The organism is Elusimicrobiota bacterium, from assembly GCA_026388095.1.
Taxonomy (GTDB): domain Bacteria; phylum Elusimicrobiota; class Elusimicrobia; order UBA1565; family UBA9628; genus UBA9628.
The window spans coordinates 17,075-36,713 of sequence record JAPLKL010000016.1; the positions used below are offsets into that span (position 1 = coordinate 17,075).

Genomic DNA, 19,639 nt, shown 5'->3' on the forward strand with positions numbered 1-19,639 from the left:
CATGCTTTTCCCCGAGCTCGTCCTGGATGTCTTCATCCTCCTGCTTTTCGTCAAAACGGCCGGGGTCTGCGCGAGCGCCGCGGTGGTGCTGCGCCTGTGCGGGCCGGGGAAAGCCGGGGTCTTCTGGCGGAGATACTGGGCTTGGGAATATGCCGGTGAGAACGTCTTCGACGCCTCGGTCTGGCTTGCGACCGTGCTGGGGTTCCTCTACTCCCGCCGCCTGCTCGGCGGGCTCGGAGGAAACGGCCTGGCGGCCGCGCTGGGGGAGCATCCCGCTTTGGTGCTCGGCATAGGCGCGGCGCTGGCTTGGTTCGCCGTGTCCACCGTCCTGCAGACCCTGTCCTGTCTGCGGCGCACCCAGGTGCTCTGCGAGAAGATCAACCATCTGCCCCTGCTCAAGAAGCTCGGCCAATGGGTCCTCCAGCTTTCGCTCCTTTACCTCGAGCTCACGGGCTGGTCGCAAGCCCTCAAGGCCGGGCAGGCGGGCCTGGAACTGGTCCTCAAGCGCGCCTTGGAGGGCCGGATCAACAGGATGCTCTATAGGTCCCTCCTGCTCCTGGCCGTCGAATGCGCGGCCCGGGTCGCGGCGGTGGCGGCCGCGGGCTACGTCGCCACCGGCCGGCTCAGGCTCTGGTAAGGCGCCCTCTGCGAGGCGGCATCCTGCCAAGGAACGTCTGCTGACGTCGTCCTCGCGCCGGCCAACGCATCCCGCCGTCCAGTTCGTCAAATACTCCATCGGCGGCGCGCTGGCCACCGGAGTGGAGATCCTGGTCTTCTATTCCGTCGCGATCTGGCTCCTGCCCGCCCTCGGTCCCGGGGATCCTGTCGCGCGCCTGCTCGGCCTTCGCTTGGCACCCATAGCCGAGGGCGCGCGCTCCGCGCACTACGTCTGGGGAAAGATGATCGCCTTCCTATTCTCCAACCTGACGGCCTATGTCGTCAACGTGCTTTGGGTATTCATCCCCGGCCGCCACAGCAGGAAGGTGGAATTCGCCCTCTTCTACGCGGTCTCCGGGACCAGCTTCGCCCTCGGCACGGCTCTGGGCTGGCTGCTGATAAAATGGGCCGGACTGCCGACCACCTACGCCTTCGCCGTCAACGGCGCGGCTTCCATCGCGATGAACTACGCCAGCCGGAAGTTCGTCGTGCTCAAGGGTTAACAGGCTGCTGATAAACCCTCCTGCGGAAAGGACTATGTCCGGACACAGTCCTTTCGGTAGCGGGCAACAGTCCATCCCCGAACTGGCCCAGACAGGCGCAGCCTGTCTGGGCCAGTCGCGCCGAAGGCGCCATCCTTCGTGCAACCTATCGGATGGGTTCTGCCGCCCCGCTTCGCGCAGTGCCATGAGGCCCAGGACGTAGGCCGGGTCCAGAGGACGAAGCCACACCAGCGCCCCCATGGGGATGCGCGAGAGCGACACCAGGTTGGGGGCGGTCAGCCAGCTTCCGCTTCACCGCCGATCTCTCCATGAGGCGCCTGCCTAAGGGCGTTCGAGCTCGGGATCCTTCAGATAGAGTCTGAGGACGATCCCCAGGTAGGCGAAGCCGAATAGATAGCCCCCTATCACATCCGTCACCCAATGGGCGCCGAGATATATCCGGGAGATCGAGATGGAGAGGATCAGGAAGGCGGAAAGAACGCCGATGACGATCCTCCAGAACGAGGGGATCTTCTTGTTGGCGGACATCACCGCCAGGAGGAAACCGAAGAACACGACGTAGTGGACCACATGCCCGCTGGGGAAGCTGGATTGGCCGGCGTCCGTGAGCAATTCAGCATTCTCCCAGGTCGGCCGGGGGCGGCCTACCAGCATCTTGACCAGGCTATTGAGCAGGTCGGCGACGGGAGCGGCCAGGACGAAGAAGGATTCCCGTCGGCAGCGGGCCGCGAAGAAGAGCGCCGAGGCCAGGATGATCGAAAGAGACGCGACGATGGGATCGCCGAAGAAGCTGATGCCCCTCATCACGGCGGTCAGATGCCTCATGCCGAGTTCCTGGCTCTCCTGGGTCACGTAGATGTCGAAGGAGGATATCGGATGAAGCCGGACGAAGGATATCAATCCCGCGACGGCGGCGGCCAAGCAGGCATAGAGGGCCAGCAGACGCTTATGCGCTGGCGTCATCTTTCTTGCCGGGGACCAGGACCTGGATCGCCCCGGGAACGACCTTAAAATGGAGGGGGATCCGGTCCAAGACCTCGCCGTCGCATTGCACCGTCTGCTCGGGGCTTGCGGAGACGCTGATGTCCCGGCCTTGCCAGTGCTGGACCAATTCCAGGTCGTGCGGACGTTCCCGTTGGATCAAGGTGACCGCCAGAAGCTTGAGCAGGCTGAGGTTCGCCTTGCGCACGACCACGACATCCAGCAGCCCGTCGCTGACATCGATGTGCTTGTCGAACGATACGCTGCTGAACCCGAGGTTCCCGGTGTTGGCGACGATGCAGGTCCAGCCTTGGACTTCGTGCTCCTCGCCATCGATCTTCAGATGGTAGACGGCTTTTTCAGCTTTCCTCATCGCTGCGGCCGCCGACAAGAGATAGGCGAAGATGCCGTGCTTGTTCTTGGCCTCGCGATCCGCGCCTTTGACGACGTCCGCCTCGAAGCCGAAGCATACTCCCGCGGTGAAATAGCGCTCATCGAACCGCCCCACGTCGATGGCTTTCGTCTCCGGCGGGACGCGGCCCAGGAGCGCGCAGGCTTCTTTGAGGTCGCCGGGTATGCCGAGCTCGGTGGCCAGGACGTTCGCCGAGCCTCCCGGCAGGATGGCCAAAGGGATGTCCGACCCGATCAGGCCGCTGACCGCTTCCATGACCGTGCCGTCGCCGCCGTAGACGGCGAGGGCATCGGCTCCGTCCTTGACGGCGGCCTTGGCCAACTGGATCGCGTCGCCCGCCCGGTGGGTGATCGCCGCTTTCCACTCGATGCCGGCTTCCTTCATGGACGCGTTGATGATGGATAGAATGGAGCCGCCTTGCCCGGAGGCGGGATTGATGATGATGTGGATATCGGTTATCTTCTTCTCCACGACAAGGGTAATGATACAAAAACGCCGCCGGATCGGGCTCCGGGCCTCGAGCGGCTTGCCCGAAGGCGTCAGTAATTTTCCCAATGTGAAGGCCCCGAGAAGTCTGTTATAGTCATAAGTGACGAGCGGAAAGAAGGTCGCTTGATGTCAGGAGGGGATATGAAAAAAGCAACGATATTGATGTTGGCGTGCGCGCTGCTGGTCCCTGCGCTCGGCGCCATGGCGCAGGAGCAAGGCGGGCCGCCAAAGGGTGAGGGGCAGGGCAAGGGACTGAAGGGGCCGAAGGGACCGTTGGCCAAGTTCATCATCGAGTTGCCCGCTGAGCATCCGATGACCACGACGCACTTCGCGGACATGATGGCGGAGCGCCTCCAGCTCTCAGACGAGCAGAAGTCCAAGGTCCAAAAGGTGATGGCAACGTCCAAGCCTGGCCTGCAGGAGAAATTCGCTGAGATACTCAAGGTCCGCAAGGAGATGCAAGCCCTGGAGAAGGACCTCTGGGACAAGATCCGCGCGACCTTGAACGACGATCAGAAGAAGTCCTTTGGCTGGATCGATCGGTGGCCAGGGGGGCCGAGCGGGCCGGGCGAACCAGGCCTGCGCCAGGGCGGCCAGCAGGGCGGCAGGGGCGAGGGACCCGGCGGCCAAGGCCGGGGGGAGCAGCCTGCGCAGCCTCCGCAGGAATGGCCGGGCGGAGGAAAATAGCTGCGGCGCAAGCCTGACTTGGACCGAAGGCCGGGACCGGGGCTTTGCCCCGCTCCCGGCCTTGCTTGACGGCCTGGGCAGCCGGCCTAGCGCACTCCCCTTTTGGTATTTTGGCTCTCCCAAGGGCTACGGGATTCCCCGAGTTAAAATTACTAGATTCCCCGATACGCAATACCCGAATGACCTGTTATAGTCAAGAGGCGTACGGAAGCAGGGCCCGCTTCTTGCGGGGGGGGAAATGTGAGGAAAACGACGATATTGTTGCTGGCGTGCGCTTTGCTGGCCCCGGCGCTCGGCGCCATGGCGCAGGAGCCGGGCGGGCCGCCCCAGGGCGAGGGGCAGGGCCAGGCACCGAAGGGGCCGCCGTCCAAGTTCATCATGGACGTGCCCACGGAGCATCCGATGACCACGGCTGGCTTCGCGGGCAAGCTCGCGGAGAGCCTCCAGCTCTCGGACGAGCAGAAGGCCAAGTTCCAAAAGGTGATCGCGGCGTCAAAACCCAGCCTGCAGAAGAAAGCCGTGGAGATGCGCAAGCTCCGCAAGGAGATGCAAGCCCTGGAGAAGGACGTGTGGGACCAGATCGGCGCGACCTTGAACGACGATCAGAAGAGGTCCGTGGGCTGGATCAATCGCTGGCGAGGGCCGAGCCGGCCGGGCGAACCAGGCCTACGCCAGGGCGGCCTGCAGGGCGACAGGGGCCCGGGACCCAGCGGCCAAACCCGGGGGGAGCAGCCTCCGAAGGAAGGGCCGGGCGGAGAAAAGACTTAGACCGAAGCCCGGGCCGCTCAGCTCAGCCTTTCATCGGCAGAGCGCTCCGCCCTCTACACGCTCGGCCGGATAGGGCTTGGTCCCGTCGGGGCACTGTTCCACGGCCCGGTAGGGCTTGGCCGGGTCCTGGGTCTTCACATAGAACCTGGGCTTCTCCAGGCCGCCCTCCGGGCCGTTGAAGCGGAAGCGCCAGCCGAAAATGGTCGTGGGCTTGGAGGGCCGGCTCTGCTCCGCGGCGCGCAGGCGCTGCCATGACTCCGGGCTCATGGCCAGCCCAAGGAATACCGCGGCCCCGGCCAGGACACGCAGAGCGGCCGGGGGCTTCTCGAACCGGCGCAGAGCGCGCCAGGCGGCATAGACGAGGCCCGACCAGAACAGGAGGCTGAAGAAGAGCGCGGGATGGATGATCGCGTAGCAGAGGTCCAGGAAAAGCCCCAGCACCAAGAACGCGCCGCCCGCCAGGCAGGCGGCGAGCAGGGGGAGGGCCGCCAGGACGGCGAGAACCGCGGCCGCTCCTTTCGGCTTGGCGCCGGCGCAGCGCCGGGCCACCTCGAGGCAGGACATGCAAACCACCGCGGCGACGAGTCCTCCCGGGCCGAGCACCACATAGGCGGCGGCCGCGGCCAAGGCGCAGGCCCAGACGAAACCGGGCCGCGGCGCCGCGGCCTTCTTGATCACTTGACGGCCGCGTCCTCCACCAGCACCGGATAGAAATACCCCGCCCCGATGTCCTTGTCCGCGGCGACCTTGCCCTTGACGGTGACCACCTGTCCCGCCTTGGGCAGGTCCTTGGTGGTGACGGTGATGTCGTGGGTCCCGGCCTTCGCGTCGCCGGTCCCGTCCTGGAGATGGAGCCAGTTGCGCCCCATGATCTCCGGCGAGACCTTGACGACCTTGCCCCGCACCGTGACGTCCTTGCCCTCGAGCTCCTTGCGCCGGGCATGGAGCTCGGCTACGGTGAAGGCGCTGGGGCCCTCGGCCTTGGCGACCTTGAGGCCGGCCTCGGGCGCGGCCTCGCTCGAGCCGTGCCCGGGCATCATGGCGCCGCGCCCCTTGCCGGTCGAAGTCCCCGAAACCAGGCCCGGCGAGAAGATGATGGCTGGGAAGGTGCGCTTGAGGGTCCTGCTCTTGAAGTTCCGCATCGCCATGCCGGGCTGGAAGGACAGCTTCTGGCCCTTGGCGACCTTCGTCGGCGGGGCCGCCAGCCAGACGGAGCCCTGGTCTTGGACCAGCCGCACGTAGGTGTAGCCGCCCGAGTCCATGGTCTCGGCCACCACTCCGGTGACGGGCGCCTGCGGCCCCGGCGCCGCGACACCGAGCGCTGCGGCCGATAGCAGGACCGCCGGCAAGAGCTTGATCATCGCATTCCTCCTAGGGACTGCCCAGGGCTATGATACCAAAACGCCGCGGGCCTTCTTCGGATTTGACCTTTTCCTGCCCGGCCCGGTCTTGGCCCAAGCGCGGCCCAAAGCCGCGCCCGCCCATGACCGGGTCGTCCGCGTCGGGGTCCAGGTGGTGGTCTGGCCCGCGGAGTCCTTGCTGGTGGCGCATCTGATGATCCATAGATACGGACGGCCGGAGGAGGTCCATGCCGACCGCCTGGTCTGGCGCTCCCGCTGGCCCTGGAAGAGGATCGTGGTCAGCGCGGGCTCGCGGGCCAAGCCCCTGGAGCAGGTCGTCGCCTACCGCGTCCCGGCGGACAAGCTCCAAGATCTGGGGCGCTTCTCCCGCCGCTTGCTGGTCGACCAGGCGCGCGGGGAGCTCTCCTCGCTCAGCGACCGCGAGGACTACAACCGCCTGGCGCTGAACCTGGCCGACGAGGTCGTGCGCGGCAGGCGGACGCCTGAGCAGGCCAGGCGGTTCTTCGTCCGGACGGTCAGGCTCTCTTTGGCCGGGAAGGACGGCCCCTACACGAAGAGGCTCTTCATCGCGCCTCCGCTCATGTATCCGCCGCCTTCCCGCCTGGAGCGCTTCTGACCGCCGCGGCGCGGGCCGCAGCCTAAACGGCTCCGTTGGTATATAATATGTTTGCTGACCCCGCACGGGTCGGGAGGGGACATGAAAAAGACGACGATTTTGATATTGGCGTGCGCGCTGCTGGTCCCGGCGCTGGCGGCGCTGGCGCAGGAGGAGGGCGGACCGCCGCAGGGCGAGGGACCGGAAGGGCGGCCGCCCATGGACCTGGGGATGCCCACGGAGCATCCGATGACCTCCGCGCGCTTCGCGGACATGCTCACGCAGCGGCTCGAGCTCTCCGACGAGCAGAAGGCCAAGGTCCAAAGCGCGATCGCGGGGTCCAAGGAGGGCCTGAAGAAGAAATTCGCTGAGATACAAAAGGTCCGCAAGGAGATGGAAGCCCTGGAGAAGGACCTCTGGGGCAAGATCGGAGCGGCCTTGACCGAGGAGCAGAAGCGGACCTTGGACGAGATGCAGAGGATGCGGCCCGGCGGGCCCGGCGGGCCGGGCATGCGCCGCGGCGGCGAGGGCGGCCAGCAGGGCGGCATGAGGCCCGGCGGCAGGGGCCGCGGCCGCAGGGGTCCGGGACGCACGGGACAAGGCGGGGGGCAGCAGCAGCCTCAGCAGGGTCCGCAGGAAGAGCCGGGCGGCGACCAGTAGCGGCGGCTCAGCTCCGCGCGGCCGCCCGGACCGGGTCCGCTGGCCCGGCATCATCTGATGCCGGGGTCCGAGCCATATATTCGCGGCGCCAAATACATTATAATTACAAAATGCTCCAGGTGAGACCATGAAGAAAGAATGCGACCTGCTCGTGGTGGATGACGAGCCCGCGATCACCGGCTCCGTGGCGAGGATATGCGCGGCCGAGGGGATGACGGTCGACCAGGCGGATTGCGCGGCCGCCGGATTCGCGATGCTGGAGCGCTGCGCCTATCGTCTCATCGTCTGCGACATCAGGATGGCGGGCGTGGACGGCTTCCAGTTCCTGTCGACGGTCGCGGCCATGCACATCTCCACGCCGGTCGTCATGGTCACCGGCTATGCCACGGTCCAGAACGTGGTGCGGTCCATGTTCTCGGGGGCCGTCGATTTCATCCCGAAGCCCTTCACCAGCGACGAGCTGCTGGCCGTGGTCCAGCGCGGTCTGCGCTACGACCAGCTGCTGAAGGAGGCGATCGCCGCCGCCGTGAAGTCGCCCCCGGGCGCGGCGCCGTATGCGTCGTGCCCGCTGGAATACCGCCGCCTCGGGCATGTCAGCTGGGTGTCCATGGAGAGCCGGGAGGCCGCCTTGGTGGGGGTCTGCGACCCGTTCGTCAGGACCGTAGGCGGGGTGCGCAGCGTCAAGCTCATGGCTGCCGGCGGCGAGATCGTCCAGGGGGACCGCTGCGCGGCGATCATCTCGGAGGATGGCTTGTCGCACGGCGTGATGAGCCCGATCAGCGGCCGGATCCTCGGCGTGAATGCCAAGGTCGTCTCGCGCCGGTCCTTGGTCGAGGAAGAGCCGTATGCCAAAGGGTGGCTGTATCGGGTCCTGCCCTCCAACCCCGAGCCCGAGTTCAATGAGCTGGTCAGGTGCCGCGTGGATTCCCTGTAACAGGGTCTGGGATCGCGCCCAGGCAGAGGCAGTCCAGAGGTCCTAGCGGAAGCCGGGTCTTTTTCCGCATGCCGGCTGCCCGAGTGTCCCTCCCGGGGCTCCGCAAAACCGCTCATACTCCCGATATGCGCCCGCCCTGCCGGCTGCTTGGGCTGTTTCTCGCCTCTGTCTTTCTGGCCGCGGCAAACGGTTCGGCCGCGGACAATCAATCCCTCCGTGAGCTCCGCCGATGGGGGGACCAGCTCAACATAGCCCCTGATGCTCCCGTCGCCTTGCCTGAGGGCAGGCCGGTGGCCGCGGCCCCCGGCGCGGACCCGCTGGAGCTCCCCGCGCGCTGGACCATGGCCTGCGCGAGGGAGGAATGGCGGTATGCGAATCTGCTGGCGCTCCCCCAGGAGACGGTGGAGCGGTATTTTCAGGAGCTGGTGAGGAGCACTTTCGTCAAAGGATTCACGCGCCTTTCCGCCGTCAACGGGCCCATGGCGGAGGAACTGCTGCGGCGGGCGCGAAGCTCTTCGGTGTCCATACGCTGCAAGAATCTCCAGGGTCCTTACGGCGAGTCGAGGAATCCCTTGCTCGCGCGGCTCATCGGCCCCGGCTGGATCAACGTCAACAGCGCCTTGCTGTCGGTCTACGCCAGCGCCAAGGAGCTCAACAAGACCATCCCGGCCGACGGCGAGATGGCGGCGTTCCGCGTGGCTGAGGACGGCGGGGACCTGGCCATCTTCCATGAGATGCTGCACGCCGTGGGCCTGGACACCTTGCCCATGCGCGTCCACAACGACCCCAGGGCCGACCGCTCCAAGGACCTCGTGTTCGCATGCACGGATGCGGTCTTCTCAGCCAGCCGGGACGACTGCATCGCCTGCGCCCTGGCCCGCAGCGTGAACGGCTCCTTCGTCGCGTCCGAGTCCCCCGCAGATGTGGATGCCGCCTCCCGGAGCTGCGACGCCCTGTCGCGGCCCGGCAGATAGGCTGGCAGGCAGGGCCGTTTCTCCGAAAATTTAACCGGATTTTGCCGAATTTTTAACGGCCTGTAACATCGGCGCAAGGCCCCCGGATTATACTCCAGATAGAGGCAAGCCATGGCTCTTGAATCAGTGGTGGACCTGGCGCAACCCAGACCCGCGCTGTCCCCGCTGCCAAGCGCTCCGGTCCTGGCTCGGCAGGCGTCCGCGGGCCGGGATAGCCGGGGCGGGGCGGGCCTGGTCCGCCTCGCGGCGCTGGCGCTGTTCGCGGCGGGCATGGCCTCGACCGTCGCCTTCAACACCCGGCCGCCGGCGCCCGCCGCGGCCGCGCCGCGCCCCGCCGCGGTCTTCGCCGTGCGCACGCCGGCGGCGGCGCCCGCCCCGCAGTCTTTGGCGCGCACGCCCGCCAGCGGCGAAGTCCGCTCGAGCAGCCCGGTCCCGTTCTACGGAGGAGCAGACCAGATCGCCGCCGTGGGCGCCGATGCCGCCCTGCCGTCAGCGTCGAGCCAGATCGAGACCGGCAGGCTCGTGCCGTTCTTCCAGCCGGCCCACGCCTGGCGGGAGACGGCGCAGCCGGCCCAGGCGCAGCAGGCTCAGCCGAGCCAGGTGCAAGCGCAGCCCAGGGCGCAGCTGGCCAAAGCCTTCCGAGCTCCCCATCTGCGGCCCACGGCCCACTTCATCGGCGTGACTTACGCCCGGGGTTGGGGCGGGGGAGCCCTGCGCTCCTCGGCGGTCGCGACCTCGATGATCGTCGGGGGCGGGCCGGCGAGACCTTGCCGCAACGCCCGGCCGAGGCCGGCTTTCGCCGTCCCGGGCGACGGCGGCGGGCCGCAGCCGGCGCGGCAGGCCTTCGCCGTCCCCGGCGGCAGCGGGTATGGGCAGCGGCCGGCCTTCCAGGTCCCGCAGGGCTTCGCCGTCCCCGGCGATCAGGGCGTAGCCCGGCAGATGCTGGCCTTCCAGGTCCCGCAGGGCATCCCCACCCCGGGCGACGGCGGCGGGGCGCGGCAGGCGCGCCAGGCCTTCCCCATGCCGGGCGACGGCGGCGGCGCGCGTCAGGCGTGCAATACCTGCCCCTAGGAGTCCGGGCTTGCTCGCCGCACCATGACGGACGGCATACCAAAAGACCTCATCCGTCATAGGTCGAAAGGCCCACTTTGTGCTAGAGTCGCGCCATGGGTGTGGAAGGCAATCTCAGACGCCCAAGGACGGGAACGGAGGCGACATGCTGTTCGAGGAGCACATGGAAGCTGAAGTGAACGTCGTGACTGAGGCGCACTGCCCGGACATGGGCTGCTAGCGTAACGCCCAGGCACTCGCGTGCACAGGGTGCCTGGGCCCCTTTTTCGATGCGGCTCAAAGACACCGTCTTCAAGCAGCTCGGCCCGGACCTGTGGATGCTCCACACGGCCAGCCCCTACAAGGTCCGGGTCAACGTCGAGACCTTGGCCCGCCTGGAGTCCTTGCTCGCCAAGCGCCCAGGCGAGGGCCTGGCGCCGGAAGAGGAGTTCCTCTACGGCAAGCTCCAGGCCAAGGGCATGGTCCTCGCCGAGCCGGGCGGCCCGGGGCAGCTGCGGCTCAAGCGCAGGAGCCTTCTCGACAACATCGAGCTGGAGTTCTCCGGCTCGTGCGATCTGAGCTGCCGCCACTGCTTCGCCGCGATGTCGGGCCGGATGATGGGGCCGGAGGTCTTCGCAAAAGTCGTGGCCGGCGCGGTGGAGCTCGACGCCGTCACGCTCATCTTGAGCGGCGGAGAGCCTCTGCTCAACCCGGGCTTCCCGCAAGCCTGCCGCCAGGCCCGGGCCGCGGAGCTCAAGGTCATAGTGATGACCAACGGCGCGCCAGTGACCAAAGAGCTCGCCCAAGGGATGCGGCAGGCCGGGGTCGCGGAGGCGGTGGTGAGCCTCGACTGCTTCCAGGAGCAGCATGAACGGCTGCGCGGCCCGGGCTCCTTCGCCGCGGCCGCGCGGGGCATCCGGCTGTTGGTCGAGGAGCGCGTGCCCGTCTACGTGACCGCGCTGGTCACCGACGGCGGCGTCGGCCGCCTCGACGAGTTCAAGGCCTTCTGCCTCAAGGAGCTCGCAGTCTCGGGCGTCAGGCTCTCCGCGGTCGTGCCCATGGGCAGAGCCGCGCGGGGCCAGGGGCTCGGCCTGTCGGACGCGGACTTCGCCAATGTGTTCCAGGCCGACTGCGCGCAAGAGGCCGGCGAGCCGGCCAAAGGCTTCAAGTGCAGCGCGGGCAGCAGGCAGCTGTTCGTCGCTGCCGACGGTCAGGTGTACCCGTGCCGCTACTTCCAGAACCTCGGCGAATCAATAGGAGCTTTGAACGACGATCCGCTGAGCGCCGTCTACAGGCGCAATCTGGAAGGCGGCCTCACCGGCAGCTTCGACCGCGGCTCCCTGCGGCAGTGCCGCGCCTGCCCCAAGTACGCGGCCTGCCTGGGCGGCTGCCGGGCGCGGGCCAAGCTGCTGGAGGGCGATATCAGCGCCCCGGACCCTTTCTCCTGCCGGGTCTACGGAGTCCCGGCCCGGGCCTTGAACTCCCGCACCGCCTCATAAAGGGCCTCGACGAGCCGGGCTTGGACGGCCGGGTCCTGCATGCGCCCTTCCTCTTCCCGGTTGATGATGACGCCGCCTGCGCCAGAAGGTGGCTCTTCTGCGCCAGCGGCTTGGGCCGGCCTCAGGGGATGCTCAGGGCCGCAGGCTCTTGACCTTCCAGCCGCCGTCGTCGGAGCGGTCGAAGTCCAGCCGGTCCTCGCCCACCGAGACCTCGATCAAGGCGGGCTGGGTCTCCACGGACCAGCGCGGCATGGCCGGCTCGGTCCTGCCGCGAGGATAGAGGACCGTGGCCAGCACCGTCTCCCTGGCGGCAGCGGTCTTGAGGCTCACGGCCTGCACCGGCCTGATCCAGCCCTTGGGCTGCTCCAGGCTGTCCGAGACCGGCTGCGGCCCCGCGGTGAACAGCTCGAGCGCCGCGTCGCCCTGCTCGAAGAGCCAGTTCCCGGCGGACCTCCGCGAGACGCTGCCGTAGCTGTGGAAGCGCAGCTCCATGCTGCGCGGCACGGGCGTGGCGGCCTCGTCGAGGATCACCCAGTAGCGCCTCCGCACGAAAACCACGTGGCGCCTCACCCGCGCGGCGGGCACGGCGTAGGCGTCGTCAGCCCGGCCGACCAGCTCCTCATAGCCCGGGCCTTGGAAAGGCCCTTCCAGCTTGCCCTCGCGGCCCGGGACTTGGCCCTGGCCGCCGATGAGCACCGAGTTGTGGCCCGCGGTGGAGAGCTCGTAGTAGCCGTAGCGCTTCTTGCGGTCGAAGTAGTCCGCGGGATAGGGCCGGCTGCCCAGCTCGGCGAGCACCATCTGGTCGCCCACGCCCAGGCTCAGGTGGTCGAGGTCTAGGTGGGTGTGGTTGGCGTCGAGCGAGCCGTTCTTGAAGGCGAGGAAGAAACGCGGGTCCGGCTGGCGGTCCGCCATGAGCGCCCAGCCGATGGACGGGAACACGGCGGTCTGCGGCAGGCTGGGCACGAAAGCAGCGCGTGCCTCAGGCAGCCAACTCTCGCTGACGCGGCGCCACAGCAGGGCGAGCGCTTCCTGGGGCCAGCCTTCCTTCTTGACCGGGGCGAGCCCGTTGCGGTCCTGGAACCAGATGAAGTCGGGGTTGCGGTACTCGCGGCCGAGCAGGTAGAAGAGGGGGTCGTCGGCCCGGCCGTTGCTGTCGCTGAACCCGGCGGCCAAGGAGCGGCCGGGGCAGAACGCCATGGGGAAGTAGGCGGTGCTGCGCGCTCCCGGCTGGGCGAAGACCGCGGCTCCTTCCTCGCGGCCGGAGCGGCGCAAAGCCTCCGCGGCCAGGAACCCGTAGCGCATGCCGAAGACCCAGTAGCCGACGCCTTCCTCCCAGCCGCCGTCCGGGCCGAGGCGGTCCCAGAAGCGCCGCAGCGCCGGCACGGACCGGGCCAGGACCCTGTCCGAGAGCCCGCTCTCGCCCGAGAGCGCCAAGGCCAGCACCACGGCCCCGCCGTTGCACACGGGGTTCCAGTTGTGGGTGGCCGTGAGCCAGAAGGGTGGCTTGGGCTTGGCCGCGGCTTCAAGATACGGCTGCAGGGCCCGGCGCGCCGCTCCTTCGCGCAACCGACGGCGCTGGTCCTCGGTGAGGTCGCGGTAGAGCCAGTCATAGGCCAGGCCGAAGGTCATGCTGTTCTCTCCGGCCATGAGGTCGAAGGGCGGCTGATGCGCTGTGTCCACCCAGCTGGGCCAGTCGAGGGCTTTGTCGAGCTCGGCCACGGCCGCGTCGCGGTACCGGGCTTGCCCGCTCAGGGTGAATGCCATGCAGAATGTGAGCACGCGGCCCTGCAGGCGGCGCGCGGCTTCCAGGCCTTTGATCTCGCCGGCGGCGTCAGGCTCGCCGCGCTTGGACAGGGAGACGCGCAGAGGAGGGGCCTGGAGCAGGGCTTGGGCGCGCTGGAGCAGGCGGTCCGCGTAGGGCTTGAGGGCCGGGTCCTGGGCCCGGGCGCGTATGCCGGGGATCTCGCTCTGGCTGAAGAGGAGCCGAGGATGCTCCGCTGCCGAGGCTGAGCCGGCCGCGCAGGCCAGCGTCATGATGAGGCGGAGGAGTCTCATGGGCTGATTCTACAGAAACTATAGAAACTAAAGGGCCGTCGAAACACTCAGAGGCGCCGCCGGCCTAGCCCAGGGCGCGGCGGAGGTCTTCCAGCAGGTCCCGGCGGTCCTCAAGCCCGACGGAGAGCCGGACCAGATTGTCCTTGATGCCGCGCTTGAGCCGCTCCCCTTTGGGCAAGGAGCCGTGGGTCATCTGCGGCGGGTAGCAGACCAAGGACTCCACTCCGCCCAGGCTCTCGGCCAGGATGAAGAGCTTCAGGCGCGAGAGGAACCTGTCCACCGCGCGCCGGCCTCCGGCGAGTTCCAGGCTCACCATGCCGCCGAAGCCGGGATAGCGGACCCGCTCGACTTTGGGATGCCTGCGCAGGAAGCGCGCCAGGCAGGAGGCGTTGGCCTGGTGCTGGCGCATGCGCACGGCCAAAGTCTTGAGGCCGCGCAGGACCAGCCAGCAGTCCCAGGGACCGGGCACCGCTCCGGCCGCGTTCTGGTGGAACTTCATGGTCTCGTAGGCGGCTCGCCGCGACGTCACCACCGCCCCGCCCACGAGATCGCTGTGGCCGCCCAGGTACTTGGTCGTGCTGTGCACAACGATGTCGGCGCCCAGCTCCAGGGGCCTTTGCAGATAGGGGCTGGCGAATGTGTTGTCCACGGCCAGCGGCACGCCGGCCGCGCGCGCGATCTTGGCGACGGCGCGGATGTCGCAGACCTTGAGCAGGGGGTTGGTCGGGGTCTCCAGCCAGATGAGCCGGGTCTGGGGCCGCAGGGCGCGGCGGAACGCTTTCGGGTCATCCGAGCTCACGTAGCTCGTCTTGAGCCCCCATTTCCCGTAGACCTTCTCGAGGAGCCGGTAGGTCCCGCCGTAGAGATCGTCGCCCGCGACCACGTGGTCACCGGGCTTGAGCAGCTCCAGCACCGCCGATATGGCGGCCACCCCCGATGAGAAAGCCAGGCCGTAGGCGCCGCCTTCCAGAGCGGCCAGGGACTTTTCCAGAGCCGCCCGGGTCGGGTTTCCCGTGCGGGAATACTCGTAGCCGCGGGGCTTGCCCACCGCGTCCTGCTGATAAGTGGAGGTCTGGTAGACCGGCACGGTCACTGCTCCGGTCTGCTTGTCCGGCTCCTGGCCGAGATGGATGGCCAGCGTCTCGAATCTCATGGTTTGCTCCTCGGGCGGAAGCCGTGCTCGGCCATCCAGCCGTCGTCATACATCTTCGAGAGATATTTGTTGCCCGTGTCGCAGACGAAGGTGACCACTCGCTTGGGCTCGCGGCTCTCTCGGCAATAGCGCAGGGCCGCGGCCAGCAGGGTCCCGGTGGAGGAGCCGGCCAGCACGCCTTCCAGGCGCAGAAGCTCCCGAGCCGTGCTCAGGCTCTCCTCGTCGGTCACGGTATAGGCCTTGGCGACGCGCGAGAGGTCCGCGATGGGGGGGATGAAGTCCTCGCCGATACCTTCCACGAGCCAGGAGCCGGCCTTGCCCAGCGTCTTGGTCCGGACATAGCCGGCCAGAACCGAGCCGGCCGGGTCCGCCAGCACGAACTCGGTCGCGGGGCTGACGCGGGCGAAGAAGCGGCCCAGCCCGGTGAGCGTGCCGCCCGAGCCCACGCCGCAGACCACGGCGTCGACGCGGTGCTCCATCTGCTCCCAGATCTCCGGTGCCGTGCCCTTCTCGTGGGCTTCCGGGTTCGCGGGGTTGTTGAATTGGTTCACGTAGAAGCCGCCCGGGGTCTGGCGCGCCAGCTTCTCGGCCAGGTCCTGGTAGTACTCCGGGTGGCCTTTCTCCACGTCGGAGCGTGTGATGACGACCTGGGCGCCCAAAGCTTTGAGGTGCGATATCTTCTCCCGGCTCATCTTGTCCGGGATGACCAGGAGCAAGCGGTAGCCCTTCTGCGCCGCGACCAAAGCCAGCCCGAGTCCGGTGTTCCCGGCTGTGGCCTCGACCAAGGTGGTGCCGGGCCGGACCTTGCCGTCGCGTTCCGCCGCTGCGATCATGGACAGGCCGATGCGGTCCTTGATGGAGCCGCCTGGGTTCTGGTTCTCGAGCTTAAGGAAGAGCTCGCAAGGTCCGGCGTCGAGCTTCTGAGTCCTGAGCAGCGGGGTGTTCCCTATGAGGTCCAGGGTCCGGTCAGCCTTTTTTAGGGTCATCTCAGACGATCCTGCCGTCCCTCAGCTCCACCACCCGCTGCGCCGCCTTGGCCAGCTCCGGGTTGTGCGTCACCAGAACGATGGTCACGCCCTTCTTGCGGCTCATCTCGTTGAGGACTTCCTTGATCTCTTCCGTGCGCTTGGAGTCGAGGTTGCCGGTCGGCTCGTCGGCCAACAGGATCTCGGGATCGTTGACCAAAGCCCTGGCCACCGCCACCCGCTGCATCTCGCCGCCCGAGAGTTGTCCGGGCAAGTGATTCTTGCGGCCAGCCAAGCCCAGGTCGGCCAGCAGCTTCTCTCCGTCGGCGGCCGAGCCCTCCTTTCGGTAGAAGGCGAAGGGCAGCAGCACGTTCTCCAGCACCGTCAAGGTCGGCACCAGGTGGAAGCGCTGGAACACATAGCCGAAGACCCGCCTGCGGATGCGGGTGAGCTCGGTCTCCGAGAGCACCCGTCCCGAGGCGAAGATCTCCTGGCCGGCCAGCCGCAACGAACCTGAGGTCGGGTTGTCGAGGCAGCCGAGTATGTTGACCAAGGTGGTCTTGCCCGAGCCGGACGGGCCCACGAAGGAGACGAACTCTCCCTTCTTGATATCGAGCGAGACCCCGTCGAGGGCGGCGATCTCCTCGCTGCCGCGATGGTAGAGCCTGCGCAGGTCGCTGGCTTCGAGTATGTTGTCCATGGCTATTCCGCCTCGCTGCGGATGGCGTCCAAAGGCCGCACCCGGGCCGCGCGCCAGGCCGGGTAGAGCCCGCTGAGCAGGCCCGCCGCCGTGACCGCGGCCACGGTGCCCGCGGCCAGGCGCCAGTCAATCTGCACCAGGCCGCCGTTGGGAGCGTAGGGCAGAAGACGGCGGATGAGCAGTTCCGTGGTGCGCGAGAGGCCCAGGGCCAGCACCACTCCCAATCCGCTGCCGGCCAGGCATAGGAACAAAGTCTCGGCCCAGACCAGCTTGAAGACGTCGGAGGGCATGGCGCCCATGCTCTTCAATATCCCCAGCTCCTGGAAACGCTCGAACACGGACATGAGGATGGTGTTGATGACGCCGACCATGGCGATGATGATGGCGATGATGGCGATGGAGAAGACCATGACCTTGGCGCTGGCCAGCAGACCGGTGATGGTGTTCTTGACCTGGGCCATGGAGACCACCTGCACGTCGGGCAGGTCGTAGAGCCGCTCGGTGAGCTTGTCTACGTCGGCGCCCTTGTGCACCTTGATGCCCAGGCCCGTGAGCAGGCCCTGTTTGCCGAAGGCCTTCTGCACCGTGCGCACGGGCAGGAAGATGGTCCCGTCGTCCTGCGTGCCGGTGCGCTTGAGGATGCCCACGATCTTGACCTCCAGGTTCTTCTCCGGGATGAGGTAGGCGTCTCCGACCTCGCGCTGTTCGAGCTCGGCCGCCTCGTAGCCCATCACGGCCTCGCGCGCCTCGGGCGACCGGAACCACCCGCCCTTCTTGAACTCCAAAAAGCCCTTGAGGCGCGGAAAGCTCCCCGGGTCCACGCCCAGAAAGGCGCTGAGGCCCCCGCTCTCCCCCTTGTTGGGGTCGAAGACGGCCGCCATGAGCATGGGCGTGAGCTCCTCCACCTCGGGGTTCTTGCCCACGCCTTGCACCATGCTCTCCTTGAGGTAGCGCAGCCCCGTGCCGCCCTTGAGCATGAGGGTCGCGGCCTCGTAGGGGCAGCCCTTGGCCGTGAGCAGGACCTGGAAGCCCATGTTGTCTATGTCGCGGTTGAGGGCCCATTCGTAGCCCTTGTTGAAGCCCAGCAGGCTGGCCAGCACCCAGGCGGACAGGGCGATGCCCAGCACGGTCAAAGCGGTGCGGGTCTTCTTGCGCAGCAGGTTCTTGTAGGCGATGAGGGTGAGCTTCATTTTGGTCTCCCGAACACGAATTCATCCATGAGGATGAGGTTCTTCTTGACCCCGCGCAAAGCGGCGCGGAAGTCCTTCTCCGCCTCCGGGACCGGGTTCTTGATGACCGGATAGCCGCTGGGGGGGAAGTCCTTGAGGCCCAAGCCGATGAACTGCTTGCCGAACTCAGGCGAGCGCAGCTGCTTGCCGAAGCGCGAGGTCAGCTTTTGGAAGTAGAAGCCTTTGATGACTCCGGCCGGGTCCAAGGCCAGGAAGACCTGGATGCCGCCGTAGACGCCTTTCTGGTTGACCCCGTGGATGTAGCCGAGCACCGACTGCCCCTTCATCACCGTGTAGACCGTGTAGGGCACGTCGATGGTCTCGTAGAGGCCCTGGAACTTGTCTCCCAGGCGCTTCTCCACGCGTTCCAGCATGGCCTTGCCGCCCAGGTCCTTGATGGAGAGGTAGCGGGTCTGGTAGCCGGTGGAGCCCGGGAAGAGCCGCGCCACGTCGCGGTCCGGCTCGTTGAGGTCGCAGCCCACCGCCGCGAAGAGCCGCAGGGGCAGGGCCAGAGTCAAGGCCAGAGCCAGGCAGATGATTCTCATGTTTTCCTCACAGTCTGAAGTAGTAGTAGAGCTGGGTCAGCACGCGGTGGCCGTCGGCCGCGTTGTCGTACTGGTACATGGCCCGCCAGGTCAGATCTCCGCTGATGAGATAAGTGACTCCGGCGGCGACCTTGTTACTGATGTCCGTCCCGGTGCGCAGGAGCTCGGGCTGGGCTTCCAGCTTGAGCTGGCTCTCCTCGCCGAGGTTCAGGCCCAGGCGCCAGAGCAGGCCGTAGGCGGGCTGTCCCAATCTTTCGCCGCCCAGCACCTCGAAGCGGCCCTCCCACTGGTTCCAGAGCAAAGCCGCGTCAGCCCCGCCCATGGTGAAGTCCCGCAGGCCGCCGGGCATCACGTGGTAGCCCATGACGTCGAGGGTCTTGCCGCGCGCCACCGAGAGCCCGACGGCATGGTTGTCGCGGCTGAGCACTCCCAAGCCCGTGCGCGCCGAGGCCAGCCAGCCGCCGTCGAGATGCAAAGACATGCCGCTGCCGGTGGTGAAGGACGTCCTGATGTCTCCCCAGGACAGGTCCTTCTGCGTGCCCACGCCCCAGTCTCGGTCGAAGCCGTAACCCTCCATGGCGAGCGGCTGGAGGAGCAGGCCGTGGCTGTCGAGATACGATGCGATGCCCAGGGCCGGCCGGTCGTGCCCGACCCAGATATCGGACGCCGGCGCCTTGAGCTTGAAGTAGGCGTTGTAGAGCTGGGGCTCCAGAGTCCGCGTGCCTTCCGCGTCGAGGGCCAGGCGGCCCTGCACCGCCACGGTGCCCAAATCCCCTCCGTGGGTGGAGAGCTTCTGGACCGCGTCGAGGCCCACGCCGGGTTTCTGCATGACCTCCCTCTGATCGATGGAATAGAAGACGGCCTTGTCGCGGGCGCTGTCATAGCCTCCCACGGCCTGGGCCTCAAGGTAAAGGAGCCGGTCCGAGGCACCTGCGCCTTCGGCGCAGGCCGGCGCGGCCAGGAGCGCCAAGAGCAGGAGGCTAGATCTCGAAGTCGATCTTGCCACGGTATATCCTCTTGGCGTTCTTATAGAAGCTCAGCACCACTTCCCAGCCCCCCGGCATCGCGATGTCCACGGGCAGCAGGTAATCGCCCTTGCGGTTGAGCTGGAACGGCCTGTCCGCCGTGTCGTGGGCGCCTTTCATGGCCGGCATGCCGGAGCGCCCCCGGACCTTGAGGTCCGTGGCGCGGCTGCCGTCGGCCTTGAAGACCTGGACCTTGAGCACCACCATCCCCATCTGGGGCCGGGAGGCGAACCGGTAGGTGAAATGCAGGCCTCCCGGGAGCTCGCAGTTCCGGCCTTCCCCCGGCAAGACCACGGCAGCGGGCTCGGGCGCGGGCTTGGCGGTCGGGGCCGCGGATGCCGCGAACGCGGCAAGCAAGACTAAGAAATATGATGACATTCGAACCTCCTTTGCAGAG

21 protein-coding genes and 1 pseudogene are annotated in these 19,639 nt (G+C 67.4%); 10 read left to right on the forward strand and 12 right to left on the reverse strand.

The window, feature by feature from the left end; genetic code table 11:
- The first annotated feature begins 1 nt into the window (after position 1).
- A complete protein-coding gene (locus tag NTY77_04095) occupies positions 2 to 637 on the forward strand; it encodes a hypothetical protein (GenBank protein ID MCX5794661.1) in 636 nt (211 codons plus the stop codon).
- A 97-nt stretch (positions 638 to 734) separates the two neighbouring features.
- Positions 735 to 1,160: a GtrA family protein gene (locus NTY77_04100; protein ID MCX5794662.1), complete on the forward strand. Its 426-nt coding sequence runs from the start codon at positions 735 to 737 to the stop codon at positions 1,158 to 1,160.
- A gap of 321 nt (positions 1,161 to 1,481) precedes the next feature.
- Here NTY77_04100 and NTY77_04105 read toward each other — a convergent pair whose 3' ends face one another.
- Together NTY77_04105 and NTY77_04110 are read right to left on the reverse strand one after the other, a co-directional pair.
- Complete coding sequence (locus tag NTY77_04105; protein ID MCX5794663.1) at positions 1,482 to 2,123, reverse strand: phosphatase PAP2 family protein; 642 nt, start codon at positions 2,121 to 2,123, stop codon at positions 1,482 to 1,484.
- Positions 2,107 to 3,024: a diacylglycerol kinase family lipid kinase gene (locus tag NTY77_04110; GenBank protein MCX5794664.1), complete on the reverse strand. Its 918-nt coding sequence runs from the start codon at positions 3,022 to 3,024 to the stop codon at positions 2,107 to 2,109. The genes NTY77_04105 and NTY77_04110 overlap by 17 nt, the downstream gene beginning before the upstream one ends.
- A 159-nt stretch (positions 3,025 to 3,183) precedes the next feature.
- Here NTY77_04110 and NTY77_04115 point away from each other — a divergent pair, with 159 nt between their 5' ends.
- A complete protein-coding gene (locus NTY77_04115) occupies positions 3,184 to 3,729 on the forward strand; it encodes a hypothetical protein (GenBank protein ID MCX5794665.1) in 546 nt (181 codons plus the stop codon).
- A 240-nt stretch (positions 3,730 to 3,969) separates the two neighbouring features.
- Positions 3,970 to 4,497 (forward strand): hypothetical protein, encoded by a 528-nt coding sequence (locus NTY77_04120; GenBank protein MCX5794666.1) that lies wholly within the window; start codon positions 3,970 to 3,972, stop codon positions 4,495 to 4,497.
- Between the two features lie 30 nt (positions 4,498 to 4,527).
- On the opposite strand, the gene NTY77_04125 is transcribed toward NTY77_04120, so the two are convergent.
- Both NTY77_04125 and NTY77_04130 read right to left on the reverse strand, forming a co-directional pair.
- Complete coding sequence (locus NTY77_04125; GenBank protein ID MCX5794667.1) at positions 4,528 to 5,175, reverse strand: hypothetical protein; 648 nt, start codon at positions 5,173 to 5,175, stop codon at positions 4,528 to 4,530.
- Positions 5,172 to 5,858 (reverse strand): DNA-binding protein, encoded by a 687-nt coding sequence (locus NTY77_04130; GenBank protein ID MCX5794668.1) that lies wholly within the window; start codon positions 5,856 to 5,858, stop codon positions 5,172 to 5,174. The genes NTY77_04125 and NTY77_04130 overlap by 4 nt, the downstream gene beginning before the upstream one ends.
- Here NTY77_04130 and NTY77_04135 point away from each other — a divergent pair.
- The 6 genes from NTY77_04135 to NTY77_04160 all read left to right on the forward strand — a co-directional run bounded on the left by NTY77_04135 (position 5,851) and on the right by NTY77_04160 (position 11,570).
- Positions 5,851 to 6,474, forward strand: coding sequence for a hypothetical protein (locus tag NTY77_04135; GenBank protein MCX5794669.1), 624 nt, complete (start codon positions 5,851 to 5,853; stop codon positions 6,472 to 6,474). The two genes, NTY77_04130 and NTY77_04135, sit on opposite strands and share 8 nt — an antisense overlap.
- An 81-nt stretch (positions 6,475 to 6,555) precedes the next feature.
- Entirely contained in the window at positions 6,556 to 7,113 is a 558-nt protein-coding gene (locus tag NTY77_04140; GenBank protein ID MCX5794670.1) for a hypothetical protein, read from the forward strand.
- A 127-nt stretch (positions 7,114 to 7,240) separates the two neighbouring features.
- Positions 7,241 to 8,047, forward strand: a complete 807-nt coding sequence (locus tag NTY77_04145) for a response regulator (protein ID MCX5794671.1) — start codon at positions 7,241 to 7,243, stop codon at positions 8,045 to 8,047.
- Positions 8,048 to 8,319: 272 nt separating this feature from the next.
- Positions 8,320 to 9,021, forward strand: a complete 702-nt coding sequence (locus NTY77_04150; GenBank protein MCX5794672.1) for a hypothetical protein — start codon at positions 8,320 to 8,322, stop codon at positions 9,019 to 9,021.
- A gap of 111 nt (positions 9,022 to 9,132) precedes the next feature.
- The gene (locus NTY77_04155) at positions 9,133 to 10,092 is read left to right on the forward strand and encodes a hypothetical protein (protein MCX5794673.1); all 960 of its coding nucleotides are present in this window, start codon (positions 9,133 to 9,135) and stop codon (positions 10,090 to 10,092) included.
- A 269-nt stretch (positions 10,093 to 10,361) separates the two neighbouring features.
- Positions 10,362 to 11,570, forward strand: a complete 1,209-nt coding sequence (locus tag NTY77_04160) for a radical SAM protein (GenBank protein MCX5794674.1) — start codon at positions 10,362 to 10,364, stop codon at positions 11,568 to 11,570.
- A 132-nt stretch (positions 11,571 to 11,702) separates the two neighbouring features.
- Here NTY77_04160 and NTY77_04165 read toward each other — a convergent pair whose 3' ends face one another.
- From NTY77_04165 to NTY77_04200, 8 genes and pseudogenes are all read right to left on the reverse strand, one after another.
- Positions 11,703 to 13,625, reverse strand: coding sequence for a heparinase II/III family protein (locus NTY77_04165; protein MCX5794675.1), 1,923 nt, complete (start codon positions 13,623 to 13,625; stop codon positions 11,703 to 11,705).
- Between the two features lie 64 nt (positions 13,626 to 13,689).
- Positions 13,690 to 14,778: a PLP-dependent aspartate aminotransferase family protein gene (locus NTY77_04170; protein MCX5794676.1), complete on the reverse strand. Its 1,089-nt coding sequence runs from the start codon at positions 14,776 to 14,778 to the stop codon at positions 13,690 to 13,692.
- A gap of 32 nt (positions 14,779 to 14,810) precedes the next feature.
- A pseudogene (locus NTY77_04175) lies at positions 14,811 to 15,764 on the reverse strand (PLP-dependent cysteine synthase family protein).
- Between the two features lies 1 nt (position 15,765).
- Positions 15,766 to 16,443, reverse strand: coding sequence for an ABC transporter ATP-binding protein (locus tag NTY77_04180; protein ID MCX5794677.1), 678 nt, complete (start codon positions 16,441 to 16,443; stop codon positions 15,766 to 15,768).
- 2 nt (positions 16,444 to 16,445) lie between these two features.
- On the reverse strand, positions 16,446 to 17,633 hold the full coding sequence (locus tag NTY77_04185) for an ABC transporter permease (GenBank protein MCX5794678.1): 1,188 nt from the start codon (positions 17,631 to 17,633) through the stop codon (positions 16,446 to 16,448).
- Entirely contained in the window at positions 17,630 to 18,217 is a 588-nt protein-coding gene (locus NTY77_04190) for a hypothetical protein (protein MCX5794679.1), read from the reverse strand. The genes NTY77_04185 and NTY77_04190 overlap by 4 nt, the downstream gene beginning before the upstream one ends.
- Positions 18,218 to 18,224: 7 nt before the next feature.
- Positions 18,225 to 19,223: a hypothetical protein gene (locus NTY77_04195; protein ID MCX5794680.1), complete on the reverse strand. Its 999-nt coding sequence runs from the start codon at positions 19,221 to 19,223 to the stop codon at positions 18,225 to 18,227.
- Positions 19,198 to 19,620 carry a hypothetical protein gene (locus NTY77_04200; GenBank protein MCX5794681.1) on the reverse strand — a complete coding sequence of 141 codons (423 nt, stop codon included), beginning with the start codon at positions 19,618 to 19,620 and terminating at the stop codon, positions 19,198 to 19,200. The genes NTY77_04195 and NTY77_04200 overlap by 26 nt, the downstream gene beginning before the upstream one ends.
- Between the last annotated feature and the right edge of the window lie 19 nt (positions 19,621 to 19,639).